Source organism: Nonomuraea basaltis (assembly GCF_005893125.1).
GTDB classification, from domain to species: domain Bacteria; phylum Actinomycetota; class Actinomycetes; order Streptosporangiales; family Streptosporangiaceae; genus Nonomuraea; species Nonomuraea basaltis.
The window spans coordinates 1-19,462 of record NZ_VCJS01000148.1; the positions used below are offsets into that span (position 1 = coordinate 1).

Below are 19,462 nucleotides of genomic sequence, written 5' to 3' on the forward strand. Positions count from 1 at the left end.
GGACGAGTCCGTTGCGCATCGGTGGCAACAGCGGTTCGGGCGAGTATTTCAGCGGCCTGATCGACGAGGTCCGCGTTTACAACAAGGCGCTCACCGCAGCCCAGATCACCACCGACATGAACACGCCGGTCAGTTAGCCCGGCTGCTCTCGTCACGCAGCCAGGTGGTGTAGTCGCCCGCGCGGATCGCGCGGGCGGCTCTCCGCCTGGCGAGCACGGCCACCATGGCGAAGACGACCGCCGCGCCCACAAGACGCGGCTCTCCGGCCACGATGGCCATCAGATCGCGCATGCCCGTGCGCTCTCCGGCCGTGGCCGAGGTCTGCTCCAGCTCGCTCACGCTGGTCATGGCGCGCACCCGGCGGCGCAGCAGGTCGGCGACCGTACGTGGAGTCTGGATCACGGCACGGGCGCCGGTCACGATCACACGCTCGTCAGGTGAGAACGCGAGCGAGGCGGCCAGGTCGTCGGCCATCGCCGGTGGCAGGGCACGGATGCGCGCGTTGCCCGCGCCGTTCACCGCGATGACGCCCCGGCCGAACAGCCCGGCGCGCACGTGCGGCAGCCGTGTCCAGATCGCGTAATAGGCGCGGACCAGCCATGGGCGATCGGCCAGCGCCAGCTCCCGCTCGGGCGCGGCGGCGAGCGGCCCGTCCGGCGCGGCCAGCACGGCCGCCAGCGCGCGAGCGGAGGCGGTGCTCAGCTCGATGTCGGCGTCGACGTACAGCCGGGGATATCCACGCGCCGCCTCATCGCCCATCCGCAGCGCCTCGCGCTTGGAGGGGACCGGCGTCGTCAGAACGCGGACATCGTACGGCTGCGCCACGGCGACCGTGTCGTCGGTGCAGCCGTTGGCCACGACCACGACGTCGAACTCGCCCGGCGCGGCCTCGCGGAGCAGACCGTCCAGCAGGCGGCCGATCACCTTGGCCTCGTTGTGGGCCGGTATCACGACGCTCACCACGATGGCAGTATCCCTGCATCACGAGCCTGCTTGAGCGTGGGCGCCGCGGCGTCCTTGGCCGAGAGGAGCGGCTCCCCGTCAAGCGGCCATTCGATGCCGAGATCCGGATCCAGCGGGTGGATGCCGTGCTCACGTGCCGGGTCGTACGCGGTGGAGCAGAGGTAGACGAGCGTGGCCGATTCGCTGAGCGCCATGAAGGCATGCCCTAAGCCCTCGGCGAGGTAGATTCCGCAGCGCGACACGTCGTCCAGCCGTACCGCCTCCCACTGGCCGAAGGTGGGCGAGCCCACGCGCACGTCCACGACGACGTCCAGGGCTTCCCCCGAGACGCACATGACGTATTTGGCCTGACCTGGCGGGACGTCGGCGAAGTGGATGCCACGCAGCACGCCGCGTCTGGAGACCGAGCAGTTGACCTGGGCGAGCTCGATCGAGCGCCCCAGCGCCTCCCGCAGGTCGGCGGCGCGGAAGCTTTCCAGGAAATCGCCCCGTGGATCGCTGTGGATGCGGGGGGTGTAGAGCAATGCTCCATCGATGCTCAGGCGTTTCATGAAGATACTTGTAACACTCATTGGTGCTCACCCGAAGTACGGCTGTGGGTGGACAAAGGGGGAAATTTTGTCATTTTCGGGTGGGGCTCATTGTTGAGGACATCGTGCCGGCTGTGTGGCTCGGCCGACCTGGTCGGCGTGGTGGATCTCGGGGCGACACCGCCCTGTGAGCTCTTCCTCACCGAGGAACAGCTCGACGATCCCGAGCTCACCTATCCACTTCACCTGCGGGTCTGTACCAGCTGCTGGCTGGCTCAGATACCCCCGCTGATCACGCCGGAAGAGACGTTCACCGAATACGCCTATTTCGCGTCCTACTCCGCCTCCTGGGTCGAGCATGCGCGGCAGTTCGTCGACGCCGCTGTGGAACGGTTGAAGCCGTCGTTCGTGGTCGAGGTGGCCAGCAACGACGGCTACCTGTTACAACACGTCGTCGAGCGCGGCATCAGGTGCCTGGGCATCGAACCGTCGGCCAACGTGGGGCAGGCGGCCAAGGACAAGGGCGTGCCGACGCTCACCGCGTTCCTGTCGCCGGAGACAGGCGCCGCGGTGCGAGCCGGGAACGGTCCCGCCGACCTGGTCGTGGCCAACAACGTCTACGCGCACATCCCCGACGTGATCGGCTTCACCGCGGGGCTGCGCGCCCTGGTGGCCGACGACGGATGGGTGTCGATCGAGGTCCAGCACCTGCTGACGCTCATGGAGCTGAACCAGTACGACACGATCTACCACGAGCACTTCCAGTACTACACGGTCGCCTCCGCGCAGCGGGCACTGGCCGGCGGCGGGCTGACGCTGGTGGACGTCGAGCTGCTGCCCACCCATGGCGGATCCATCCGGCTCTGGGCGCGGCCGTCGGGAAGCCCGTCTGATCGGGTGCTCGAGGTGCTCGAGCGGGAGAAGGCCGCCGGACTTCACGATATTTCCGGCTACGTCGGCTTCGCTGACCGGGTCGCACGCGTCCGCCGCGACCTGCTCCGCTTCCTGATCACTGCGGCCGACGAAGGCAAGACGGTCGTCGGCTACGGCGCGCCGGGCAAGGGCAACACGCTGCTCAACCACTGCGGCATCCGCCAGGACCTGCTGGCCTACACGGTTGACCGCAACCCGTACAAGCACGGCAGGTTCACTCCGGGCACCAGGATCCCCATCGCTCCGCCGGAGCGCATCGCCCAAGATCGCCCAGACTATGTGCTGGTCCTGCCGTGGAACCTGCGCGAAGAGCTTACCGCTCAGCTCTCCTATGTGCACGAATGGGGTGGCCGTCTGGTCTTCCCGATCCCACACCTGGAGGTCGTGTGAAGGTTGTCCTGTTCTGCGGCGGCTTTGGCACGCGCATGCGCACCGGTGTGCCGGGCGAGGTGCCCAAGCCGATGGCGCTCGTCGGTCCGCGACCGCTGCTCTGGCACGTCATGCGCTACTACGCGCACTTCGGGCACAAAGAGTTCATTCTGTGTCTGGGCTTCGGCGCCCACCACATCAAGGACTTCTTCCTCAACTACCAGGAAGCCACGTCCAACGATTTCGTGTTGCGTGGCGGCAAGGTCGAGCTGCTGTCGAGCGACATCTCCGACTGGTCCATCTCGTTCGTGCAGACCGGGACCAACTCCCCGATCGGTGAACGGCTGCGCCGCGTCCGTCCCTACCTGGGTGGCGACGAGATGTTCCTCGCGAACTACGCGGACGTGCTCTCCGACGCACCGCTGCCCGACATCATCGACCGCTTCGCCCGATCGGGTGCGGCCGCGTCGATGATGGTCGTGCCGCCGTCCCAGACCTTCCACTGCGTGGACGTGGGCGAGAACGGCATGGTCGGGGGGATCTCGCCGGTCAGCGAGATGCCGGTGTGGGTCAACGGTGGCTATTTCGTGCTGACCCAAGAGGTTTTCCAGCACATCCCGGAGAACGGGGACCTGGTCGCCGACGGCTGCGTGGAGCTGGCCAAGCGCGGACGTCTGCTGGCCTACCCACACCGCGGCTACTGGCGGCCGACCGACACCGTGAACCAGCGGATGGAACTGGACGAGGCATACTCCCGCGGCGACCGGCCGTGGGCCCTGTGGGAACGGTCCCAATGATCGGCCTGCGCGCGGGGCGGCTCACCGGCATCGTGGCGCTCGCCGCGCACTGCGACGACCTGGCGATCGGGGCGGGCGGCAGCCTGCTGACGATCTGCGCCGCCCACCCTGGCATCCGTGTGGACGCGCTGGTGCTGTCGGGCGGCGGCACCGAACGGGAGGACGAGGAGCGCGCGGCGCTGGCGGCCTTCTGCCCGGGGGCGGATCTTCGGCTCACCGTGCTGAAGCTGCCCGACGGCTACCTGCCGGCCAGATGGGAGGAGGCCAAGGCCGCGGTGGAGGAGCTGCGCGCTCGCACCGAGCCCGGCCTGATCTTCGCACCCTGGCGCGGCGACGCCCACCAGGACCACCGGGGGCTGGCCAAGCTCGTGCCCACGGCCTTCCGCGACCACCTGACGCTCGGTTACGAGATCGTCAAATGGGACGGCGACCTCGCCGCGCCCTCCGCGTTCCAGCCGCTCTCCCCGGAGGTGGCGGAGCTGAAGGTGGATCTGCTCCAGCGCCACTACGCTTCCCAGCGGCACCGGCCCTGGTACGACCGTGAGGCGTTCCTCGGCCTGGCCCGCATTCGCGGCATCGAGTGCCACACGCGCTATGCCGAGGCATTCCACGTTTCCAAGCTGATCGTCGATCTGGAGAACTGATGCGGGTACTTCTCACCGGCCACCAGGGCTACCTGGGCAGCGTGATGACCCCCATACTGGCCGAGGCCGGGCACCAGGTGGTCGGGCTGGACTCCGGCCTGTTCGCCGACTGCATCCTCGGCCCCGAGCCCGAGACGATCGAGGCGCACACCGTGGACCTGCGTGACGCAGGTCCCGAACACGTGGCCGGATGTGACGCGGTGATCCACCTGGCCGCGCTGTCCAACGACCCGCTCGGTGCGCTCGCGCCCGACCTGACCTACGACATCAACCACCACGCCTCCGTCCGGCTGGCCAGGCTGGCCAAGGAGGCCGGCGTGCGCCGCTTCCTGTATGCCTCCACCTGCTCGGTCTATGGAGCCTCCGGCGGCGGAGACCTGCTGGACGAGGAGGCGCCGCTGCGCCCGGTGACGCCGTACGCCGAATCCAAGGTGCGGGTCGAAGACGACCTGGCCGACCTGGCCGACGACGACTTCACGCCGGTGTTCCTGCGCAACGCCACCGCCTTCGGGTTCTCCCCGAGGCTGCGCGCCGACATCGTGCTGAACAACCTGGTGGGCCACGCGTTCCTGACCGGCGAGGTCCGGGTGCTGTCCGACGGCAGCCCTTGGCGCCCGCTGGTCCACGCCAGGGACATCGCCGACGCCTTCGCGGCCGTTCTCGTCGCACCTCGTGAAGCCGTACACGCGACGGCCTTCAACGTGGGCACCGAGGTCAACAACGTGACCGTCGCCGAGATCGCGGCCGAGGTCGTCGCCGCGGTGCCCGGATCGACGCTGGCCATCACCGGCGAGACCGGAGCCGATCCGCGCTCCTACCGCGTCGACTTCTCCCGGATCAGGGCCGCGCTGGGCTACGAGGCGCGCTGGACGGTCAAGGCGGGAGCGGTGGAGCTGATCGACGCCTACCGCGAATACGGCCTGACCAAGCAGGACTTCGAACGCCGCTTCACCAGGCTGGCCCGGCTCGCCGACCGGCGTGCGGCCGGCACCGTCGACGACACCCTCCGGCCATGACAGCGCCGATCATCGGGGCCGAGATGCACGACCTGGTGCGGCGGCTCTATCCGCTGTGCAGGAGCATCACCGGTGCCGGCCTGCGGCGCACCCTGGAGATCATCGGCGAGTCGATCCCGCTGGAGATCACCGAGGTGCCGACGGGGACCAGAGTCCTTGACTGGACGATCCCCCGGGAATGGAACATCCGCGATGCCTCCATCAAGGATGCCGCGGGGAACAAGGTGGTCGACTTCCAGGACTCCAACTTGCACGTCGTCGGATACAGCGTGCCGGTCGAGGCCACCATGTCCCTCGAGGAGTTGCGTGGGCACCTGCACACCCTGCCCGGCCAGCCGGACCTGGTCCCGTACCGGACCAGCTACTACGCCGAGACCTGGGGCTTCTGCCTGAGCCAGAACACCCTGGACGGGCTGGCGGACGGGCGGTACGAGGTCAAAATCGACGCCACGCTCGCCGACGGACACCTGACCTACGGCGAGCACGTGATCCGTGGCAGCAGCTCCCAGGAGGTGCTGATCTCCTGCCACATCTGCCATCCCTCGCTGGCCAACGACAACCTGGCCGGGGTGGCGGTGGCCGTCGCGCTGGCGCAGCGCCTGTCCGATCCCTGGTACACCTATCGATTCATCTTCGCGCCCGGCACCATCGGCGCGATCACCTGGCTCGCGCTGAACCGGGGGGACGTCGACCGGATCAGGCACGGCGTGACCCTGGCCTGCGCGGGAGACAGCGGCGCGATCACCTACAAGCGCAGCAGGCGCGGCGACGCCGAGATCGACCAGGTCTTCGCGCACGTGCTGAAGGACAGGCCGCACACCCTCCTGGACTTCTCTCCCTACGGCTACGACGAGCGGCAGTATTGCTCGCCGGGGTTCAACCTCGCCGTCGGCTCGTTGACCAGGACGCCTTACGGAAGCTACCCGGAATATCACACCTCGGCCGATAATCCCGACTTCGTGCTCCCCGAGGCGATGGAGGACACCCTGGAGACGCTGTGGACGGCCGTGCGGGTCCTGGAGGGCAACCGCCGCTACCAGAACCTCAGTCCGTACGGTGAGCCTCAACTGGGGACCCGTGGCCTGTACGGGTCACTTGGCGGGCGCAGTGACACGAAACAGGCGCAGATGGCGATGTTGTGGGTGCTGAGCCTTTCTGACGGGCTGAACAGCCTCCTGGACATCGCGGAACGGTCGAGCCTGCCGTTCCAGGCATTGGCCGACGCGGCACACGCCCTGCAGAGCGCAGGCCTGGTGAAGGAGTGGATGGGTTGAGTCGGCGGCTGAAAGTCGGCGACGTGGTCGAGGTCCTCAGTGCGGAGGAGATCCTCGCCACACTCGATGAGAAGGCGGAGCTGGACAACCTTCCCTTCATGCCGGAGATGCTGCGGTTCTGCGGCCGGCGGTTCACCGTGCACAAGGTGGCCAACAAGCTCTGCGACACGATGACCAGGACCGGGATGCGGCGGATGGACGATGCCGTCCACCTGACGGCCGCCCGCTGCGACGGTTCGGCCCATGGCGGCTGCCAGACCGCCTGCACCCTCTACTGGAGGACCTCTTGGCTCAAGCGGGTGGATGGCGCGCCCACAGGGGAGCCGGTCAGCCCCGAGCGGCCGCTGCTGCCGATCCTGGAGGTCAACACCCGGAGGGAGCCGGGGCCGGACGGCGAGGAACGGTTCCGCTGCCAGGCGACGGAACTGCTGCGCGCGGCCCCGGAACGCCTGCCGTTCCGGAACATGGGGCAGTACGTCACCGACATCAGGGTGGGGAACGCCGGGGTCGGGTCGACCCTCCGCACGCTCTTCTTCGGGCTGTTCAACCGCTACCAGAAATTCTCCAGGAGATTCCCGAGCCGGCTGCGGATCAAGGGTGGCCTCGCGTGGGGCTTCGTGCAACCAGGCCCGCACACCGGCCCCGCCCCGACGGGCACGACCGACCTCCAACCGGGTGAGCTGGTCCGGATCAAGTCCAAGGACGAGATCGTCGCCACGCTGACCACCAAGGGGTTCAACCGCGGTCTGGGCTTCGAGGAGGACATGGCACGTTCATGTGGGCGCACGGCCCGTGTGAGCGCCCGCGTCGAGCGCTGCGTCGACGAGAAGACAGGCAAGATGCTGGAGATGAAGAATCCCTGCATCGCGCTCGAAGACATCATCTGCGATGGCGTGTACAAATCCAACTGCCCTCGCGCGTTCATCCCGTTCTGGCGGGAGATCTGGCTGGAGCGGGTCAGCGAGCCGAGCTAGGAGGCGGGCATGGCTGAGCAAGCGGGCCCGGACATCAGCGACATCGGGCGCAAGGCGGGCCGAGGGGCAGTGTGGAGCCTCCTCGGCACGCTGGTTACCCGCGCGGGCTCTTTCATCCTCGGCCTGATCCTGGCCAGGCTTCTTGCTCCGGCCGACTTCGGCATCTATGCGGTCGCGCTCGCGGCCACCCAGTTCGTCATGGTCGTCAAGGACATCGGCGTCATGTCGGCCGTCGTGCAGTGGCGGGGGCGGCTGGAGGACATCGCGCCCACGGCCACGACACTGACGATGATCTCCGCGGTGGGCCTGTACGGGGTCTTCTGGGTCGGCGCGCCGTACTTCTCGATGCTGGCGGGCAGCCAGGAGGCCACTTCCGTGGTGCGGATCCTCACCGCGGTCATCCTCGTCGAGGCGATCACGGCGGTGCGCAGCGCGGCCCTGCTGCGCTGGTTCCGCACGGGCAAGAACGCCAAGGCGGTCCTGGCGGGCTTCCTGGTCAACGCGCCGGTGGCCATCACTCTGGCGATCAACGGGGCGGGGCCTTACAGCTTCGCCTGGGGACAGCTCGCGGGAGCCGTGGTCACCGGCGTCTTCATGCTGATCTACGCGCGGCTGCCCTACCGGTTGGGGTTCGACCGGCAGATCGCGGCCAGGCTGCTGCGGTTCGGCATTCCCTCCGCGGCCGGGATCGCGCTGGAGATCACGCTGCTCAACGTGGGTTACATCATCGTCGGCAACATCATGGGCAAGGATTGGCTGGGCTTCTACCTGATGGCGTTCAACGTGTCGAGCTGGGTGCCCGGCATGATCGGCAGCGCCATCCGCATGGTGTCGATCGCCGGCTTCTCCCGGCTGGCCGAGCGTGATGAGGAGTCCCTGTCGCTCGGCGTGCAGAAGACCCTGCCGCTGCTCATCGCCATGGTGCTGCCGCTGGCCGCCTTCATGGCGGTGCTCGCGCACCCATTGATCATCTTCATCTACGGTCCGGAGTGGGAGCAGGCCGCCGGCGTGCTGCGGTTCCTGGCGGTCCTGATGGTGGTGCGCATGCTCACCTCCTTCGCTCTCGACATCCTGAACGGACAGGGCGCCACCCGCTCGACGGTCTGGATGAACCTCGGGTACGCGGCGGCGATGATCCCGGCGGTCATCGTCGGCACGAATCTCGACGGCATCCGCGGTGCCGCGATCGGGCAGGCGGCCGCGGCCGTGCTGGTCGCCCTACCGCTCGCCATGCTCGCCGTGCGGCGGGCGGGGGTACGGCTCTCGCCCGTCCTGCCCACTCTCGTCCGCCCGGTGCTGGGAGCGCTGGTCTGCGCGGCTGTCATGGTGAGCCTCGCGATGCCGACCCAGGGGAGCCCGTTCATCCAGCTCGTCGTGGCGGGCGGGGGCGGCCTGCTGGCCTACGTGCTGGTCGTGGTGACCCGCGACCAGTTCCACATTGTGAGCGATCGCCTGGTGCGGCTGCTTCCCGCCCGCGCGCGATGACCCGAGGAGAAGCAATGCTGGTGTCCATCGGAATCCCGGTCCGCAATGGCGCGGACCGCCTGGAGGCGGCCGTGCGATCGGCGCTCGCCCAGGATCACGCCGAGCTCGAGGTGGTGATCTCGGACAACGCCTCCACCGACGACACAGAGGAGCTCTGCCGCGAGCTGGCGAGGCAGGACAGCCGGATCGCCTACTACCGGCAGCCGCGTGATCTGCACGTGGTCGGGAACTTCGTGGAGGTGCTCCGGCGCGCTCGGGGAGAATTCTTCCGCTGGATGGGCGACGACGACCTGCTCGAACCGGGCTACGTCTCCCGGACCTTGGAGCCGTTCCTGGCCGATGAGCGGCTCATCCTGGTCACCTCGGACGTCAGTTACACAGGGTCGGACGGGACGGTCCACGAGCCGCGTTACCGCGGCACCCGGATGCTCTCCGACGACCCCATTGACCGCCTGGACGAGCTGTGGGACGTGGTCACCACCGAGCACCACGGACTGGATCCCCTCTACGGCCTGATGCGGCGGGAGCGAGTGGCCGCCGTGCCCCGGCCGCTGATGATCCGTGAGGACGAGGTCTACGCCACCATGCTCGCGCTGACCGCGCCCTGGGGTCATGTGCCGGCGGTGCTCGCACATCGCAACCTGCGCGAGCGGCGCCTGTCCGGGATCGCCGCGGCGCTCGGCGTCCCTGCCTGGACCGCGCATTTCGCCACCACGCTGCAGTTCCGGGCGATGTACCGAGCCCTGAGCATCATGGAGCTCTCCGCAGAGCAACGGAGCCGTGCCCATGCCGTGCTGCTCCGTACCTATTGGCGCCGGCAGCAGCAGATGCTGGCGCACCGCAGCCGCAAAATCGCCGGGTTGGCCGCCCGACTCGTCTCCTCGAAAGGGTGATCTCCTCGTGTTGATTCGCATCGTGCGGCTGCTCATGCAGCCGGGCCGGATCCTGCTGGCCATCATGCGGCGTCTGCCGTTCGGCTCGTACGAGCTGCGCTGCGCGCTCGACCTCTACCCGAGGCCGCACTACGCCTACGGCGTGCAGCAGGCGGCCGAACTGGCCAGGCGCCTCGGCATCGGCCGGATCAGCGTGGTCGAGTTCGGCGTCGCGGGGGGCGCGGGCATGGTGGAGCTCAACCGCATGGCTGCGCTGGCGACGGCCGCCTCGGGAGTGAAGATCGACGTCTACGGCTTCGACACCGGTGCCGGACTGCCCAAACCCACCGACTACCGGGACCTGCCCTACATCTGGCGCGAAGGCGACTTCGTCATGGACGTCGACGCCCTCCGGGCACGTCTGGGAACGGCCAGTCTGATCCTGGGCAACATCGAGGACACCGTGGGCGAGTTCCTCGACAGCGAGCGGCCGGCGCCGATCGGGTTCGTCTCCGTCGACGTGGACTTCTACTCCTCGACCGCGGCGGCGCTCAGGCTGTTCGAGGGCGACCACAAGTATTTCCTGCCCCGCGTGTTCTGTTATCTCGACGACACCGTCGGCGACGACGACCAGATCATCCACAACGACTATGTCGGCGAGCTCAGCGCGATCCGGGAGTTCAACCAGGACAACGAGCTGCTGAAGCTGGCTCCGATCAACGGTCTGCGGCACAAGCGCCCGGTTCCCGCCCCCTGGAACGACAACCTTCAGGCGCTGCACCGCTTCGATCACCCGGACTACGCGACCTACGTGGGCCGGCCGGACACGCAGACACAGTTGCCCTTGTAACTGTTCACGTGACTGCCGTTGTAACGAAGTAGCGGGCTGATGCGAGAGAGGGTAAAGAACAACGCGAGGGGGAGAAATCTCGCTATGTCCGTTATATTATCCAATAGCCGAATCAACGATGATGTCCGGCGCCGCATGATTTTCCAGGGGGACGTCTTCCTCTACTCCGCGACGCCCGCCTCGACCAAGCTGATCGAGTTCGCTCGCGAGCTGATCGAGGAGGCGTTCGGGGGCCGCGACCCCCAGACCGCCCAGCACGAGATGCCGGTCGAGGAGTTCGCCGCGCTGCTCGCGGACCTCAAGCCGCGCTTCATCCATCACCCCACCAGCAAGAAGATCCTCGCCGCCCTGATGGACGAGCTGGGCATGGCGCTGGACAAGACCTACTTCGACGTGCCGAGGCTGCGTACCTCCACCGCCGATCACTATCTCGACTCCGGCATCTCCTACGCCTATCACGCTCACCGCGACTGCTGGTACGCCGCGCCGTTCTGCCAGGTCAACTGGTGGATCCCGATCTACGAGGTGGTTCCGGAGAACGTCTTCGCCCTGCACCCGCAGTACTTCGACCGCCCCGTCCGCAACGGCAGCGGCCGCTACGACTACGCGGAATGGACCACCGTCAGCCGGCCCACTGCCGCACAGCACATCTACAGCGATACCCGAGACCAGCCCAGGCCGGAGGAGGAGCTCGACCTCGAAACGGAGCTCCGGCTGGTGCCGGAGCCGGGCGGCATGATGCTCTTTTCCGGGGCCCACCTGCACTCCACCGTCGCCAACACCTCTGGCAGGACCCGCTTCAGCATCGACTTCCGCACCGTCCACATCGACGACGTCAGGTCCCGCTCGGCAGCGCCGAACGTGGACGCCGCCTGTCGTGGCACCACCCTGCGTGACTTCTACCGGGCCGACGACCTGACGCGCATCCCGGAAGAGCTCGCCGCGGAATACGAGGCCGAGGCACTGGCCAAGATCACCTGACCCGCGCACGTACGGCGTCGCGCAGGCTCTTCCAGCTCCGGTGCCGTTGGAAGGGCAGCTCGAAGACCGATGCGAACAACCATGCCGCTCCCACGCTCACCGGCACGGCCAGGGCGAGCGTGAGGAGGAACGTCGGCATGCCCGGTGGCACGTGCGGGGCGACGACGAGCCGGTTCACCATGACGACGAGCGGTGAGTGGATCAGGTAGAGGCTGTAGGAGAAGGAGCCCAGCCGCCGGAGCGGGCGGGTGTCGAGCAGCCGTACGAGCCGAACCGGCTTGCCCGTCGCCACACCTGTCAGCAACAACCCGGCAGCCGGGCCGACCGCCAGATCCACCCAGAAGAAGTTCGCGACCACCCATTCCGGCCCGGCCACCACGATCAGCACGAGCACCGGGAGCGCGGCGGCCGCCGCGAACCAGTGCCAGGCCAGGCGGCCCGTACTCTCCTGCGCACGCACGATGCCGGCGCAGACCGCGCCCATGGCGAAGAGCGCGGCGAACTGCGGAGTCAGCCGCATCAGCAGGTCCACGGCCGGTACGGCAGGCGCCAGCGCCCCCACCGCCACGACGATCAGGGTCACCGCGCCGAGCATCACCGCCGCGCCCACCTTGCGCAGGACCAGCAGCATCAGGGGGAACACCAGGTAGAGCTGGGCCTCGACGGCGATCGACCACAGGGCCCCGTTGGGGCTGGGGGAGCCGAAGATGTCCTGCAGCAGTAGCCCGTAGATGAGGGCCGACTGCCCGGTGGGCGCCTGCTGCCCGGGCTGCGGGATGACCGTCCACGCGATCACCAGGCTGAACAGCAGCGCCGCCCAGTACGGCGGCAGGATGCGCCAGGCGCGACGGCTGAAGAATGTGCGGATGCCGCCCAATTGCCAGCCGGACCGGGCGGGCGAGACCGCCAGCGAGAAGCCGGACAGGACGATGAACACCACTACCGCGAAATGGCCGTAGAGCAGCCATCCCGTCCACCCGGGCGCATCGTTGACCGGAAACCCGGGGAAGGACAGGAGCCAGCAATGGTGGAGGACGACGAACAACGCGGCCAGGCCCCGTAAGCCATCGAGTCCGGCGAGCCTGCCCCGCGTTGCCACATGCTCTACTGCCAGCCCCACCGGAAGCCCCCGTCGCCGTAGTCGTAGGTCTATCGCTCCGACGCCGCACGATGTAACGGTCCAAGGGAGATGTAACGTAAGACCAAGATTTCCCGATAGTCCCCTATAGGAACAAGCATGGCTGATGCGGGGGAACGTAACAACATGGAGTTCTGGAAGGCGATTCTTGGTCTTCTCCGACGAATTCTGATAGGCCCGCCGCTGATCCTTCTCTCGATCCTGGTGGGCGTCGTGGTGTACGCCATGATTCCGGAGCGCTACACGGCCGACGTCTCCCTTGTTCTTGCCACGCCGGTCAACGGGGGCACCGTGTCCACCGACAAGGCCAAGCAAGGGCTCACCAACCCCTTTCTCTCCTTCAACGACGCCCTGAAGACCGGGGCCAGCATCGTCATCCTTTCCATGAACACGCAGGACGTCTGGACGCAGCTCGGCGCGCCGAAGGACGGCCCGACGGAGATCACGATCGACGACGGGCGCACCAACCCCAATGTCCTGGACATCAACGGGCCCTACATCTACATCAGCGTCGACAGCGAGTCTCCTCAGCAGGCTTCGGCCGTGCTCATGGCGGCACGCGAGCGCGTGGCGACCGAGCTGTTCAAATGGCAGAAGGAGCTCGGCGCTCCGGCGAACACCTTCATCACCTCCACCGACATCGTGCCGCCGTCCAAGCCCGAGGCCGACTACAGCGTGAACTGGCAGGGGGCGATCGGCGGTGCCATCCTGTGCCTGGGCCTGGGCCTCAGCGTCGCCTACGGTGTGGTGACCAGGCGCGCCGGATCTCGGCCCAAGCCGTTGCAGCGGCCGGAGCCCTCAGCTCCCGTGGCCGTCCCAATGCCGACCCCGGTGGCGGCCCCGGCGCCGGCGCCCGTGGCGCAGCCTCGGGAAGCGCAGGTGAACGAACCCGTCGAACGGCCGGAACTCGACGAGGACAGCTCCGCCACCATGGAGTTCCCCGCCTATCGGGGGGAGCGCCTCTCTCCCGTGCCCGTGCCCAGGAAGGCGAACCAGGACGACGGCGAGGGATGAGGCCGCCATGGACTTCTGGGCGACGGCGACAGTTCTGTTCAAGCGGTGGTACGTGACGATTCCGGCCTTCCTGCTCACGGTCCTAGGAGCCGTCGGCGTCTTCGCCGTGGCGCCCAAGACCTTCGTTTCCAGCTCGGCGCTCGTTCTCACCCTGCCGGTCACCGGCGGCAGCGTGCCGAGCGATCCAAAGTTCCCCAACCCGCGCACCAACCCCCTGGTCTCCTTCGACCAGGGGTTGAGCATGACCTCGTCGATCCTCATCCAGGCGCTGAACACCCCTCAGACGGCTGCCAAGGTCGGCGCGCCGATCGGTGGCGACGTCACACTCAAGATCACTAGTGGGGGAACCAACCCCGAACTGATGCCGGCGACCCCCTTCATCGTCATCATCTGCGAGGCGCCAAGCGCTGAGCTGGCCCATGGCATCGTGGTGAGGGCCACCGAGCTGGCTCAGAAAGAGCTGCACGCCCGGCAGCGGCAGATCAAGGCGCCGCCCACCACCTTCGTGACCGCCACCATCGTGGTGCCGCCGACCGAACCCGACGAGAAGAAGGGCAGCCGGATGCGGAGCGCGGTGGTCGCCGGAGGGCTCGGGTTCTTCATGAGTCTGTTCGCCGCCTTCGCGGCCGAGAGCTTCGCCCGGCATCGCCGAGCGCGCCGCCTGGGCATGGCCACGCAGCTCGAGCCTGCCGTCCGCAACGGAACGCGGTCACTGGCCGGACGCCAAGGATGAACGCGACCGCCCTGGCGCAGCGGCGCCCGCGGCGCGCTGACGGCGCCACGCTGGTCTGCTTGTTCGTCCTGTTCCTGCTGATCCTCCCGGCCCGCCTGGCGGTGGCCGGGCTTCCGCTGTCGCTCACTCCCGCCGAGATCATGGCTCTGGCACTGGGCCTGGTGTGGCTGTGCGCGCAGATGATCAGTACGTCAGGCGTGGCCAAGGGCAGCAATCCGGTCCGCACCTCGATCTTCATGTACGGCATGCTCCTGCTGGCCGTCTACGGGTACACGACCTACCTGTACCTGCCCTCCGACGAGCTCAACCTCGCCGACCACACGATCGTGCTCTACCTGGGTTACGTGGGCCTGGTGCTGGTGGTCTGCGACGGGATCAGCAGTCGCGAACGCCTCGACTTCGTGCTCAAGGCGATCGTGATCGGTGGCACGTTCGCGGCGATCGTCGCCTTGCTGCAGTTCAGGCTCGACTTCGACCTTACCGAGTACATGCGGCTCCCCGGCCTTCGCCACTCCTCCGCCGAGGAGGTGCCGACCGTGATCTCCCGATCGGACCTGCGCCGGGTCGCCGGCACACTGGGGCACCCGATCGAGTTCGGCGCGCTCTCCGCGATGTTGTTGCCCCTGGCCGCGCATCTCGGCTTCCAGGCGCGCAGCCGCGGCCAGGCCGCGGCCCGCTGGTGGATCTGCGCCGTCATCATCGCGGCCGGCCTGATGTTCTCGGTCTCCAGGACCGCCGTCCTCGGCCTGGCAGGGGCGGGGCTGATCCTCCTGCTCGGCTGGTCCAACCGGCGCCGGATCTTCACCATCGGCGCGTTCGTGGTGTTCCTGGGCTTCATGAAGGTCCTGGCGCCGGGCCTGATCGGCACGTTCTACAACCTGTTCGCCGGCGCCGGCGACGACAGCAGCATCCGCTTCCGCACCCACGACTATCCCTTCGCCATGCGGGAGTTCGCCAAGAGCCCGATCTTCGGTCATGGGCCCGGCACCTGGTATCCCTTCAAGCATCAGGTGTTCGACAACCAGTACCTGCTGTCACTGGTCGAGACCGGGCTGCTCGGCGTTCTGGGAATCGTCGGCGTGATCGTGTGCGGGATCGTCGTCGCCCTCCGGGTTCGCTGGTTGAGCACCGACCAGAACGTACGCAACCTGGGACTGACCATCGCCGCCTGCCTGGTGATCCCGCTGCTGGGCGCGGCCACCTTCGACATGCTGTCCTTCCCCGGCATCACCAGCGTGATGTTCCTGCTCGTCGGCGCGGCCGGGGCGCTGCTGCGGTTCGAGCGCGGAGATCAGGCGGACAAGCTGCTCCTGAGCTCCTTCCAGGAGCCCGCCGACAGGTCACGCTCGCTGATCGCGCTGACCGGCAACGGCCAGGGCAGCGCGAGGTCGGGATCGTCGTAGCGGACGGCCAGGTCCTCGGCGGGGTCGTGTTCCCTGTCGATGCGGTAGCAGACATCGGCGTGCTCGGTCAGCGCCTGGTAGCCGTGCAAGATCCCCGGAGGCACGTAGAGGTTCGCGAACGACACGTCGTCGAGCCGGATGGTGATGTGGGAGCCGAACGTCGGTGCGGCCGGCCGCGCGTCGACCAGGATGTCGAGCACGGCGCCGTGCGCCGCCCGCACCAGCTTGGCCTCGCCGCGGCCCGAGCGGCCGTGCATTCCCCTGATCGTGCCCAGGCGCGAGCGCGACTGGCTGTCCTGGACGAACGCGGTGTGGTCCAGCCCGTGCTCCGTGGCGATCGCGGCGTCGAAGGTCCTGGTGAAGAAGCCTCGATCGTCGTGGCTCGGCGTCGGCACGAACAGCAGCACGCCCTCGAGCTCCAGATGCTCGACTCTCATGGTGTTCCTCTCATCCGGGTAGGGCCCGTAGCCGACGGGAGGGTCTGAGCAGGGCCACGACCGAGGCCCTGGCCGTGCGGCGGCCCGCGGCGGCCCGCATCGCCTCGCCGAGCAGAACGGCGAGATAGAAGCCCGCGGTCGCGATCCTGCCCCTGCGTCGCTGGAAGAGCCGCACGCGGTTGACCGTGAGCAGCGCGGCCAGCATCGGGCTGGTCTTCGCCTCGCCGCCGATGTGCTCGACCACCGCGGCGGGTTCGTACCAGAGCGTCCAGCCCTCGTCCGCGGCCCGCAGCGCGTACTCGGTCTCTTCGCTGTAGAGCAGGAAGGACTCGTCCCACGGGCCGACTTCGGTGAGCGCCGCGACCGAGATGAGCATGGCGGCTCCGGTGGCCCAGTCCGCGGGGCCTGGCCGTTCGTAGCGGCTGGGATCGACGATCATCTCGCCCAGCGTGCCGATGCGGCCCGCCAGGCGCCCGCCGATCAGCGCCTCGGCCAGCGCACCGCGAACGGTCGGCGCGCGGCGAAGCGAGTGATGGAGCACGCCTTCGGTGCTGACCATCCGGGGGACGGCGATGCCGGTGCCCGGACGGTCGAGGGCTCCGCACAGGACGGCAAGCGAACCAGGGCGAAGGCGGCAGTCGGGGTTCATCACGAAGATCGCATCGAGCTCATGGAGGTCGAGTGCCGCGATCCCGGTGTTGATCGCCGCGGCGTAACCGGCGTTCCTGCCCACTTGCACGGGCCGGACGGGCAGGTCGGCGGCCTGTTCCGCGAGGCGGAGCGAGTCGTCCTTGGAGGCGTTGTCCGCCACGACGACGGCGGCGAGCCGTACCCCTTCAGCGCCCTCAGGCAGAGAGGCCAGGCAACCGCCGAGGACGGGCGCGCTGTTGTAGGTCACGATCACGATCGCAACTCGGGGAGAGCCGGGCATCACATGTCGCCATCGCGGCCCGGCAATGGATCGTTACAAGTAACAGATGACAAGGCTGAGGCGATGAGGAGGTAGGGGCCGGTGTTGTAGAGACGGAGACACACTTCATGCAGGATCTGCAGGCATTCACCTTTCGCCGGGATGAGCTCTTCCCGCTGGCGGACAAGTATTCCGAGCAGTTCCGTACGGCCTCGCCGTTCCGTCATGTGATCATCGACGACTTCCTGCCACCCGCTGTGCTGGAGCCCGTCCTCGAGGAGTTCCCCGAGCCGCGAGATGCCACCTGGCAGCGGTTCGACACCGCGCGCGAGGTGAAGCTGGCGCTGGCCGACACCGAGCGCATGGGACCGGCCACCAGGCACCTGCTGGCGGAGTTCAACGGTGGCGTGTTCGTCGAATTCCTCGAGCGGCTGACCGGCATCACGCAACTGGTCTCCGACCCGCACTTGGAAGGCGGCGGCCTGCACCAGATCCGGCCGGGTGGCTTCCTCAAGGTGCATGCCGACTTCAACAAGAGCCGAAAGCTCAACCTCGACCGCCGGCTCAACGGCCTGCTCTACCTCAACAAGGACTGGGAGGAGAGCTACGGCGGGCACCTGCAGCTGTGGAACAAGGACATGACCGAGTGCGAGGGCAAGATCCTCCCGGTCTTCAACCGGTTCGTGCTGTTCGCCACGACCGATGACGCCAACCACGGGCATCCGGACCCGCTCACCTGCCCGCAGGACCGGGCGCGGCGCTCGATGGCGCTCTACTACTACTCCAACGGCAGGCCCGAGGACGAGGTCACCGCCGACCACACCACGCTGTTCAAGCAGCGGCCCGGCGAGGCGTGGAGGAGCAACCTCCGCCAGGTCGCCAAGCGCTGGACGCCACCTGCGCTGGCCGACCTCGTCGGCAATCGGAAGACCGAGGGCGCGTGAGGTCGTACGTCGGAGGCTGGTGTCTCGGCGTTGGCCTGATCGTGCTGCTGAGCGGGTGCCAGGGTTCCGGCGCCCAGGAGAAGCCGGTCGTCACCCAGCCGCCCGCAACGGCGGCGTCCAAGTCCGGCTCGGCTCCGCCGTCGAAGCCGCCCGAGCAGGGTTGGCCGGGGCCGGACAACACGGGTGTGCGCAAGGGCTTGAAACTGCGCAAGTCCGGGCCCATCCGGGTGACCAAGAGCGGCACGGTCATCGACGGAGTCGAGGTGACCGGGTACATCACGGTCGAGGCCGACAACGTGACCATCCGCAACACGCGAGTGCGCGGCACCAAGGGCTGGTGGGGGATCCTCCAGCGCGAGGGGCGCGACGGCCTGAAGGTCGAGGACAGCGAGATCTTCGGCAACGGCAAGCAGCGCACCCAGTTCGGCATACTCAACCAGGGCAAGATGATCACTGTGCGCCGGGTCGACGTCCACACGATCTCCAACGGAATCCTGACCCAGCAGGGCGTGATCGAGGACTCCTACGTGCATGATCCGAAGTACTACTCTGGAGACCACACCGACATGATCATGTCCACCGGGCCGCCTGCCGCGGGCACCGAGCTGATCATCCGGCACAACACGGTGATCAACACGTTGGACCAGACGGGTGCGGTCGCGCTGTTCCAGGACTTCGGCGTGGTCAAGAACGTGACGGTGGAGGGCAACCTGCTGGCAGGGGGCGGTTGGTCGCTGTACGCGGGCGCCGGGGCCAAAGGCAAATCGTCGAACATCAAGGTGATCGACAACGTCTTCAGCCGCAAGGTGTGGCCGAAGGGCGGATCTGCCGGGCCGGTCTCATATTGGGATAGCGACGGGGTTGGAAACCTGTGGCGGGGCAACACGTGGGAAAACGGCGAGACGGTAACGCCGGGATAACGACCATTTGTCGGTTTTTTCGTGATGATTGAGGAAGCTGGGCTTCTTGCGAATTGAGAGAAAAACGAGTCCTTTTCGTTAAAAAGCCTCACTTTGTACTTCCGGCATGGCTATTCTCCCTCTGGGGGCTCGGCGTGGCCGTGATCGGAAGGAGTCGCCTGTGTCAAGGCATCGAAGGCGTAAGAGGCGGAGCGGGTGGTTATCCCTGGCCGGCGTCTCCGCGGTGGCGGTGCTGGCCGGCGGATACGGCATCATCGCCTCTGATGTGCTGGAGC

At 67.7% G+C, this 19,462-nt stretch carries 21 protein-coding genes; 16 read left to right on the forward strand and 5 right to left on the reverse strand.

Features of this window, described 5'->3' with window-relative positions:
- Positions 1 to 11: 11 nt before the first annotated feature.
- Entirely contained in the window at positions 12 to 137 is a 126-nt protein-coding gene (locus EJK15_RS77945; protein ID WP_420847139.1) for a LamG-like jellyroll fold domain-containing protein, read from the forward strand.
- On the opposite strand, the gene EJK15_RS45950 is transcribed toward EJK15_RS77945, so the two are convergent.
- Positions 130 to 963, reverse strand: a complete 834-nt coding sequence (locus tag EJK15_RS45950) for a glycosyltransferase (protein WP_138716771.1) — start codon at positions 961 to 963, stop codon at positions 130 to 132. The genes EJK15_RS77945 and EJK15_RS45950 overlap by 8 nt on opposite strands.
- Positions 957 to 1,514: a dTDP-4-dehydrorhamnose 3,5-epimerase gene (gene rfbC / locus EJK15_RS45955; protein ID WP_138716772.1), complete on the reverse strand. Its 558-nt coding sequence runs from the start codon at positions 1,512 to 1,514 to the stop codon at positions 957 to 959. Before rfbC ends, EJK15_RS45950 begins: the two co-directional genes overlap by 7 nt.
- A gap of 93 nt (positions 1,515 to 1,607) precedes the next feature.
- Between rfbC and EJK15_RS45960 the strand changes: the two genes are divergently transcribed.
- From EJK15_RS45960 to EJK15_RS46005, 10 genes are all read left to right on the forward strand, one after another.
- Entirely contained in the window at positions 1,608 to 2,816 is a 1,209-nt protein-coding gene (locus tag EJK15_RS45960) for a class I SAM-dependent methyltransferase (protein ID WP_138716773.1), read from the forward strand.
- The gene (locus EJK15_RS45965) at positions 2,813 to 3,592 is read left to right on the forward strand and encodes a glycosyltransferase family protein (protein WP_138716774.1); all 780 of its coding nucleotides are present in this window, start codon (positions 2,813 to 2,815) and stop codon (positions 3,590 to 3,592) included. Before EJK15_RS45960 ends, EJK15_RS45965 begins: the two co-directional genes overlap by 4 nt.
- The gene (locus EJK15_RS45970) at positions 3,589 to 4,236 is read left to right on the forward strand and encodes a PIG-L deacetylase family protein (RefSeq protein ID WP_138716775.1); all 648 of its coding nucleotides are present in this window, start codon (positions 3,589 to 3,591) and stop codon (positions 4,234 to 4,236) included. Before EJK15_RS45965 ends, EJK15_RS45970 begins: the two co-directional genes overlap by 4 nt.
- Entirely contained in the window at positions 4,236 to 5,252 is a 1,017-nt protein-coding gene (locus tag EJK15_RS45975) for an NAD-dependent epimerase/dehydratase family protein (protein WP_138716776.1), read from the forward strand. Before EJK15_RS45970 ends, EJK15_RS45975 begins: the two co-directional genes overlap by 1 nt.
- Positions 5,249 to 6,526 carry a DUF4910 domain-containing protein gene (locus tag EJK15_RS45980; protein WP_138716777.1) on the forward strand — a complete coding sequence of 426 codons (1,278 nt, stop codon included), beginning with the start codon at positions 5,249 to 5,251 and terminating at the stop codon, positions 6,524 to 6,526. The genes EJK15_RS45975 and EJK15_RS45980 overlap by 4 nt, the downstream gene beginning before the upstream one ends.
- Positions 6,523 to 7,500 (forward strand): hypothetical protein, encoded by a 978-nt coding sequence (locus EJK15_RS45985; protein ID WP_171074921.1) that lies wholly within the window; start codon positions 6,523 to 6,525, stop codon positions 7,498 to 7,500. The genes EJK15_RS45980 and EJK15_RS45985 overlap by 4 nt, the downstream gene beginning before the upstream one ends.
- A 9-nt stretch (positions 7,501 to 7,509) precedes the next feature.
- Positions 7,510 to 8,985 (forward strand): oligosaccharide flippase family protein, encoded by a 1,476-nt coding sequence (locus EJK15_RS45990; protein ID WP_138716779.1) that lies wholly within the window; start codon positions 7,510 to 7,512, stop codon positions 8,983 to 8,985.
- Positions 8,986 to 8,999: 14 nt separating this feature from the next.
- Positions 9,000 to 9,878 (forward strand): glycosyltransferase family 2 protein, encoded by an 879-nt coding sequence (locus EJK15_RS45995; protein ID WP_138716780.1) that lies wholly within the window; start codon positions 9,000 to 9,002, stop codon positions 9,876 to 9,878.
- Between the two features lie 7 nt (positions 9,879 to 9,885).
- Entirely contained in the window at positions 9,886 to 10,707 is an 822-nt protein-coding gene (locus EJK15_RS46000; RefSeq protein WP_138716781.1) for a hypothetical protein, read from the forward strand.
- A 135-nt stretch (positions 10,708 to 10,842) separates the two neighbouring features.
- Entirely contained in the window at positions 10,843 to 11,688 is an 846-nt protein-coding gene (locus EJK15_RS46005; protein WP_240777643.1) for a hypothetical protein, read from the forward strand.
- On the opposite strand, the gene EJK15_RS46010 is transcribed toward EJK15_RS46005, so the two are convergent.
- On the reverse strand, positions 11,681 to 12,787 hold the full coding sequence (locus EJK15_RS46010; RefSeq protein ID WP_206061512.1) for an acyltransferase family protein: 1,107 nt from the start codon (positions 12,785 to 12,787) through the stop codon (positions 11,681 to 11,683). The two genes, EJK15_RS46005 and EJK15_RS46010, sit on opposite strands and share 8 nt — an antisense overlap.
- A gap of 138 nt (positions 12,788 to 12,925) precedes the next feature.
- Here EJK15_RS46010 and EJK15_RS46015 point away from each other — a divergent pair, with 138 nt between their 5' ends.
- The 3 genes from EJK15_RS46015 to EJK15_RS46025 are packed head-to-tail and all read left to right on the forward strand — an operon-like array spanning position 12,926 to position 15,976.
- The gene (locus EJK15_RS46015) at positions 12,926 to 13,840 is read left to right on the forward strand and encodes a GumC domain-containing protein (protein WP_138716783.1); all 915 of its coding nucleotides are present in this window, start codon (positions 12,926 to 12,928) and stop codon (positions 13,838 to 13,840) included.
- 7 nt (positions 13,841 to 13,847) lie between these two features.
- Positions 13,848 to 14,573 carry a hypothetical protein gene (locus EJK15_RS46020; RefSeq protein ID WP_138716784.1) on the forward strand — a complete coding sequence of 242 codons (726 nt, stop codon included), beginning with the start codon at positions 13,848 to 13,850 and terminating at the stop codon, positions 14,571 to 14,573.
- Positions 14,570 to 15,976 (forward strand): O-antigen ligase family protein, encoded by a 1,407-nt coding sequence (locus tag EJK15_RS46025; RefSeq protein ID WP_138716785.1) that lies wholly within the window; start codon positions 14,570 to 14,572, stop codon positions 15,974 to 15,976. Before EJK15_RS46020 ends, EJK15_RS46025 begins: the two co-directional genes overlap by 4 nt.
- Here the strand turns inward: EJK15_RS46025 and EJK15_RS46030 are convergent.
- Entirely contained in the window at positions 15,865 to 16,413 is a 549-nt protein-coding gene (locus EJK15_RS46030) for a dTDP-4-dehydrorhamnose 3,5-epimerase family protein (RefSeq protein WP_138716786.1), read from the reverse strand. The two genes, EJK15_RS46025 and EJK15_RS46030, sit on opposite strands and share 112 nt — an antisense overlap.
- Positions 16,414 to 16,423: 10 nt before the next feature.
- Positions 16,424 to 17,344: a glycosyltransferase family 2 protein gene (locus EJK15_RS46035; RefSeq protein ID WP_138716787.1), complete on the reverse strand. Its 921-nt coding sequence runs from the start codon at positions 17,342 to 17,344 to the stop codon at positions 16,424 to 16,426.
- Positions 17,345 to 17,451: 107 nt separating this feature from the next.
- On the opposite strand from EJK15_RS46035, the gene EJK15_RS46040 reads away from it, so the two are divergent.
- Entirely contained in the window at positions 17,452 to 18,267 is an 816-nt protein-coding gene (locus EJK15_RS46040; protein ID WP_138716788.1) for a 2OG-Fe(II) oxygenase, read from the forward strand.
- The gene (locus tag EJK15_RS46045; protein ID WP_171074922.1) at positions 18,264 to 19,187 is read left to right on the forward strand and encodes a right-handed parallel beta-helix repeat-containing protein; all 924 of its coding nucleotides are present in this window, start codon (positions 18,264 to 18,266) and stop codon (positions 19,185 to 19,187) included. The genes EJK15_RS46040 and EJK15_RS46045 overlap by 4 nt, the downstream gene beginning before the upstream one ends.
- Positions 19,188 to 19,462 lie beyond the last annotated feature (275 nt).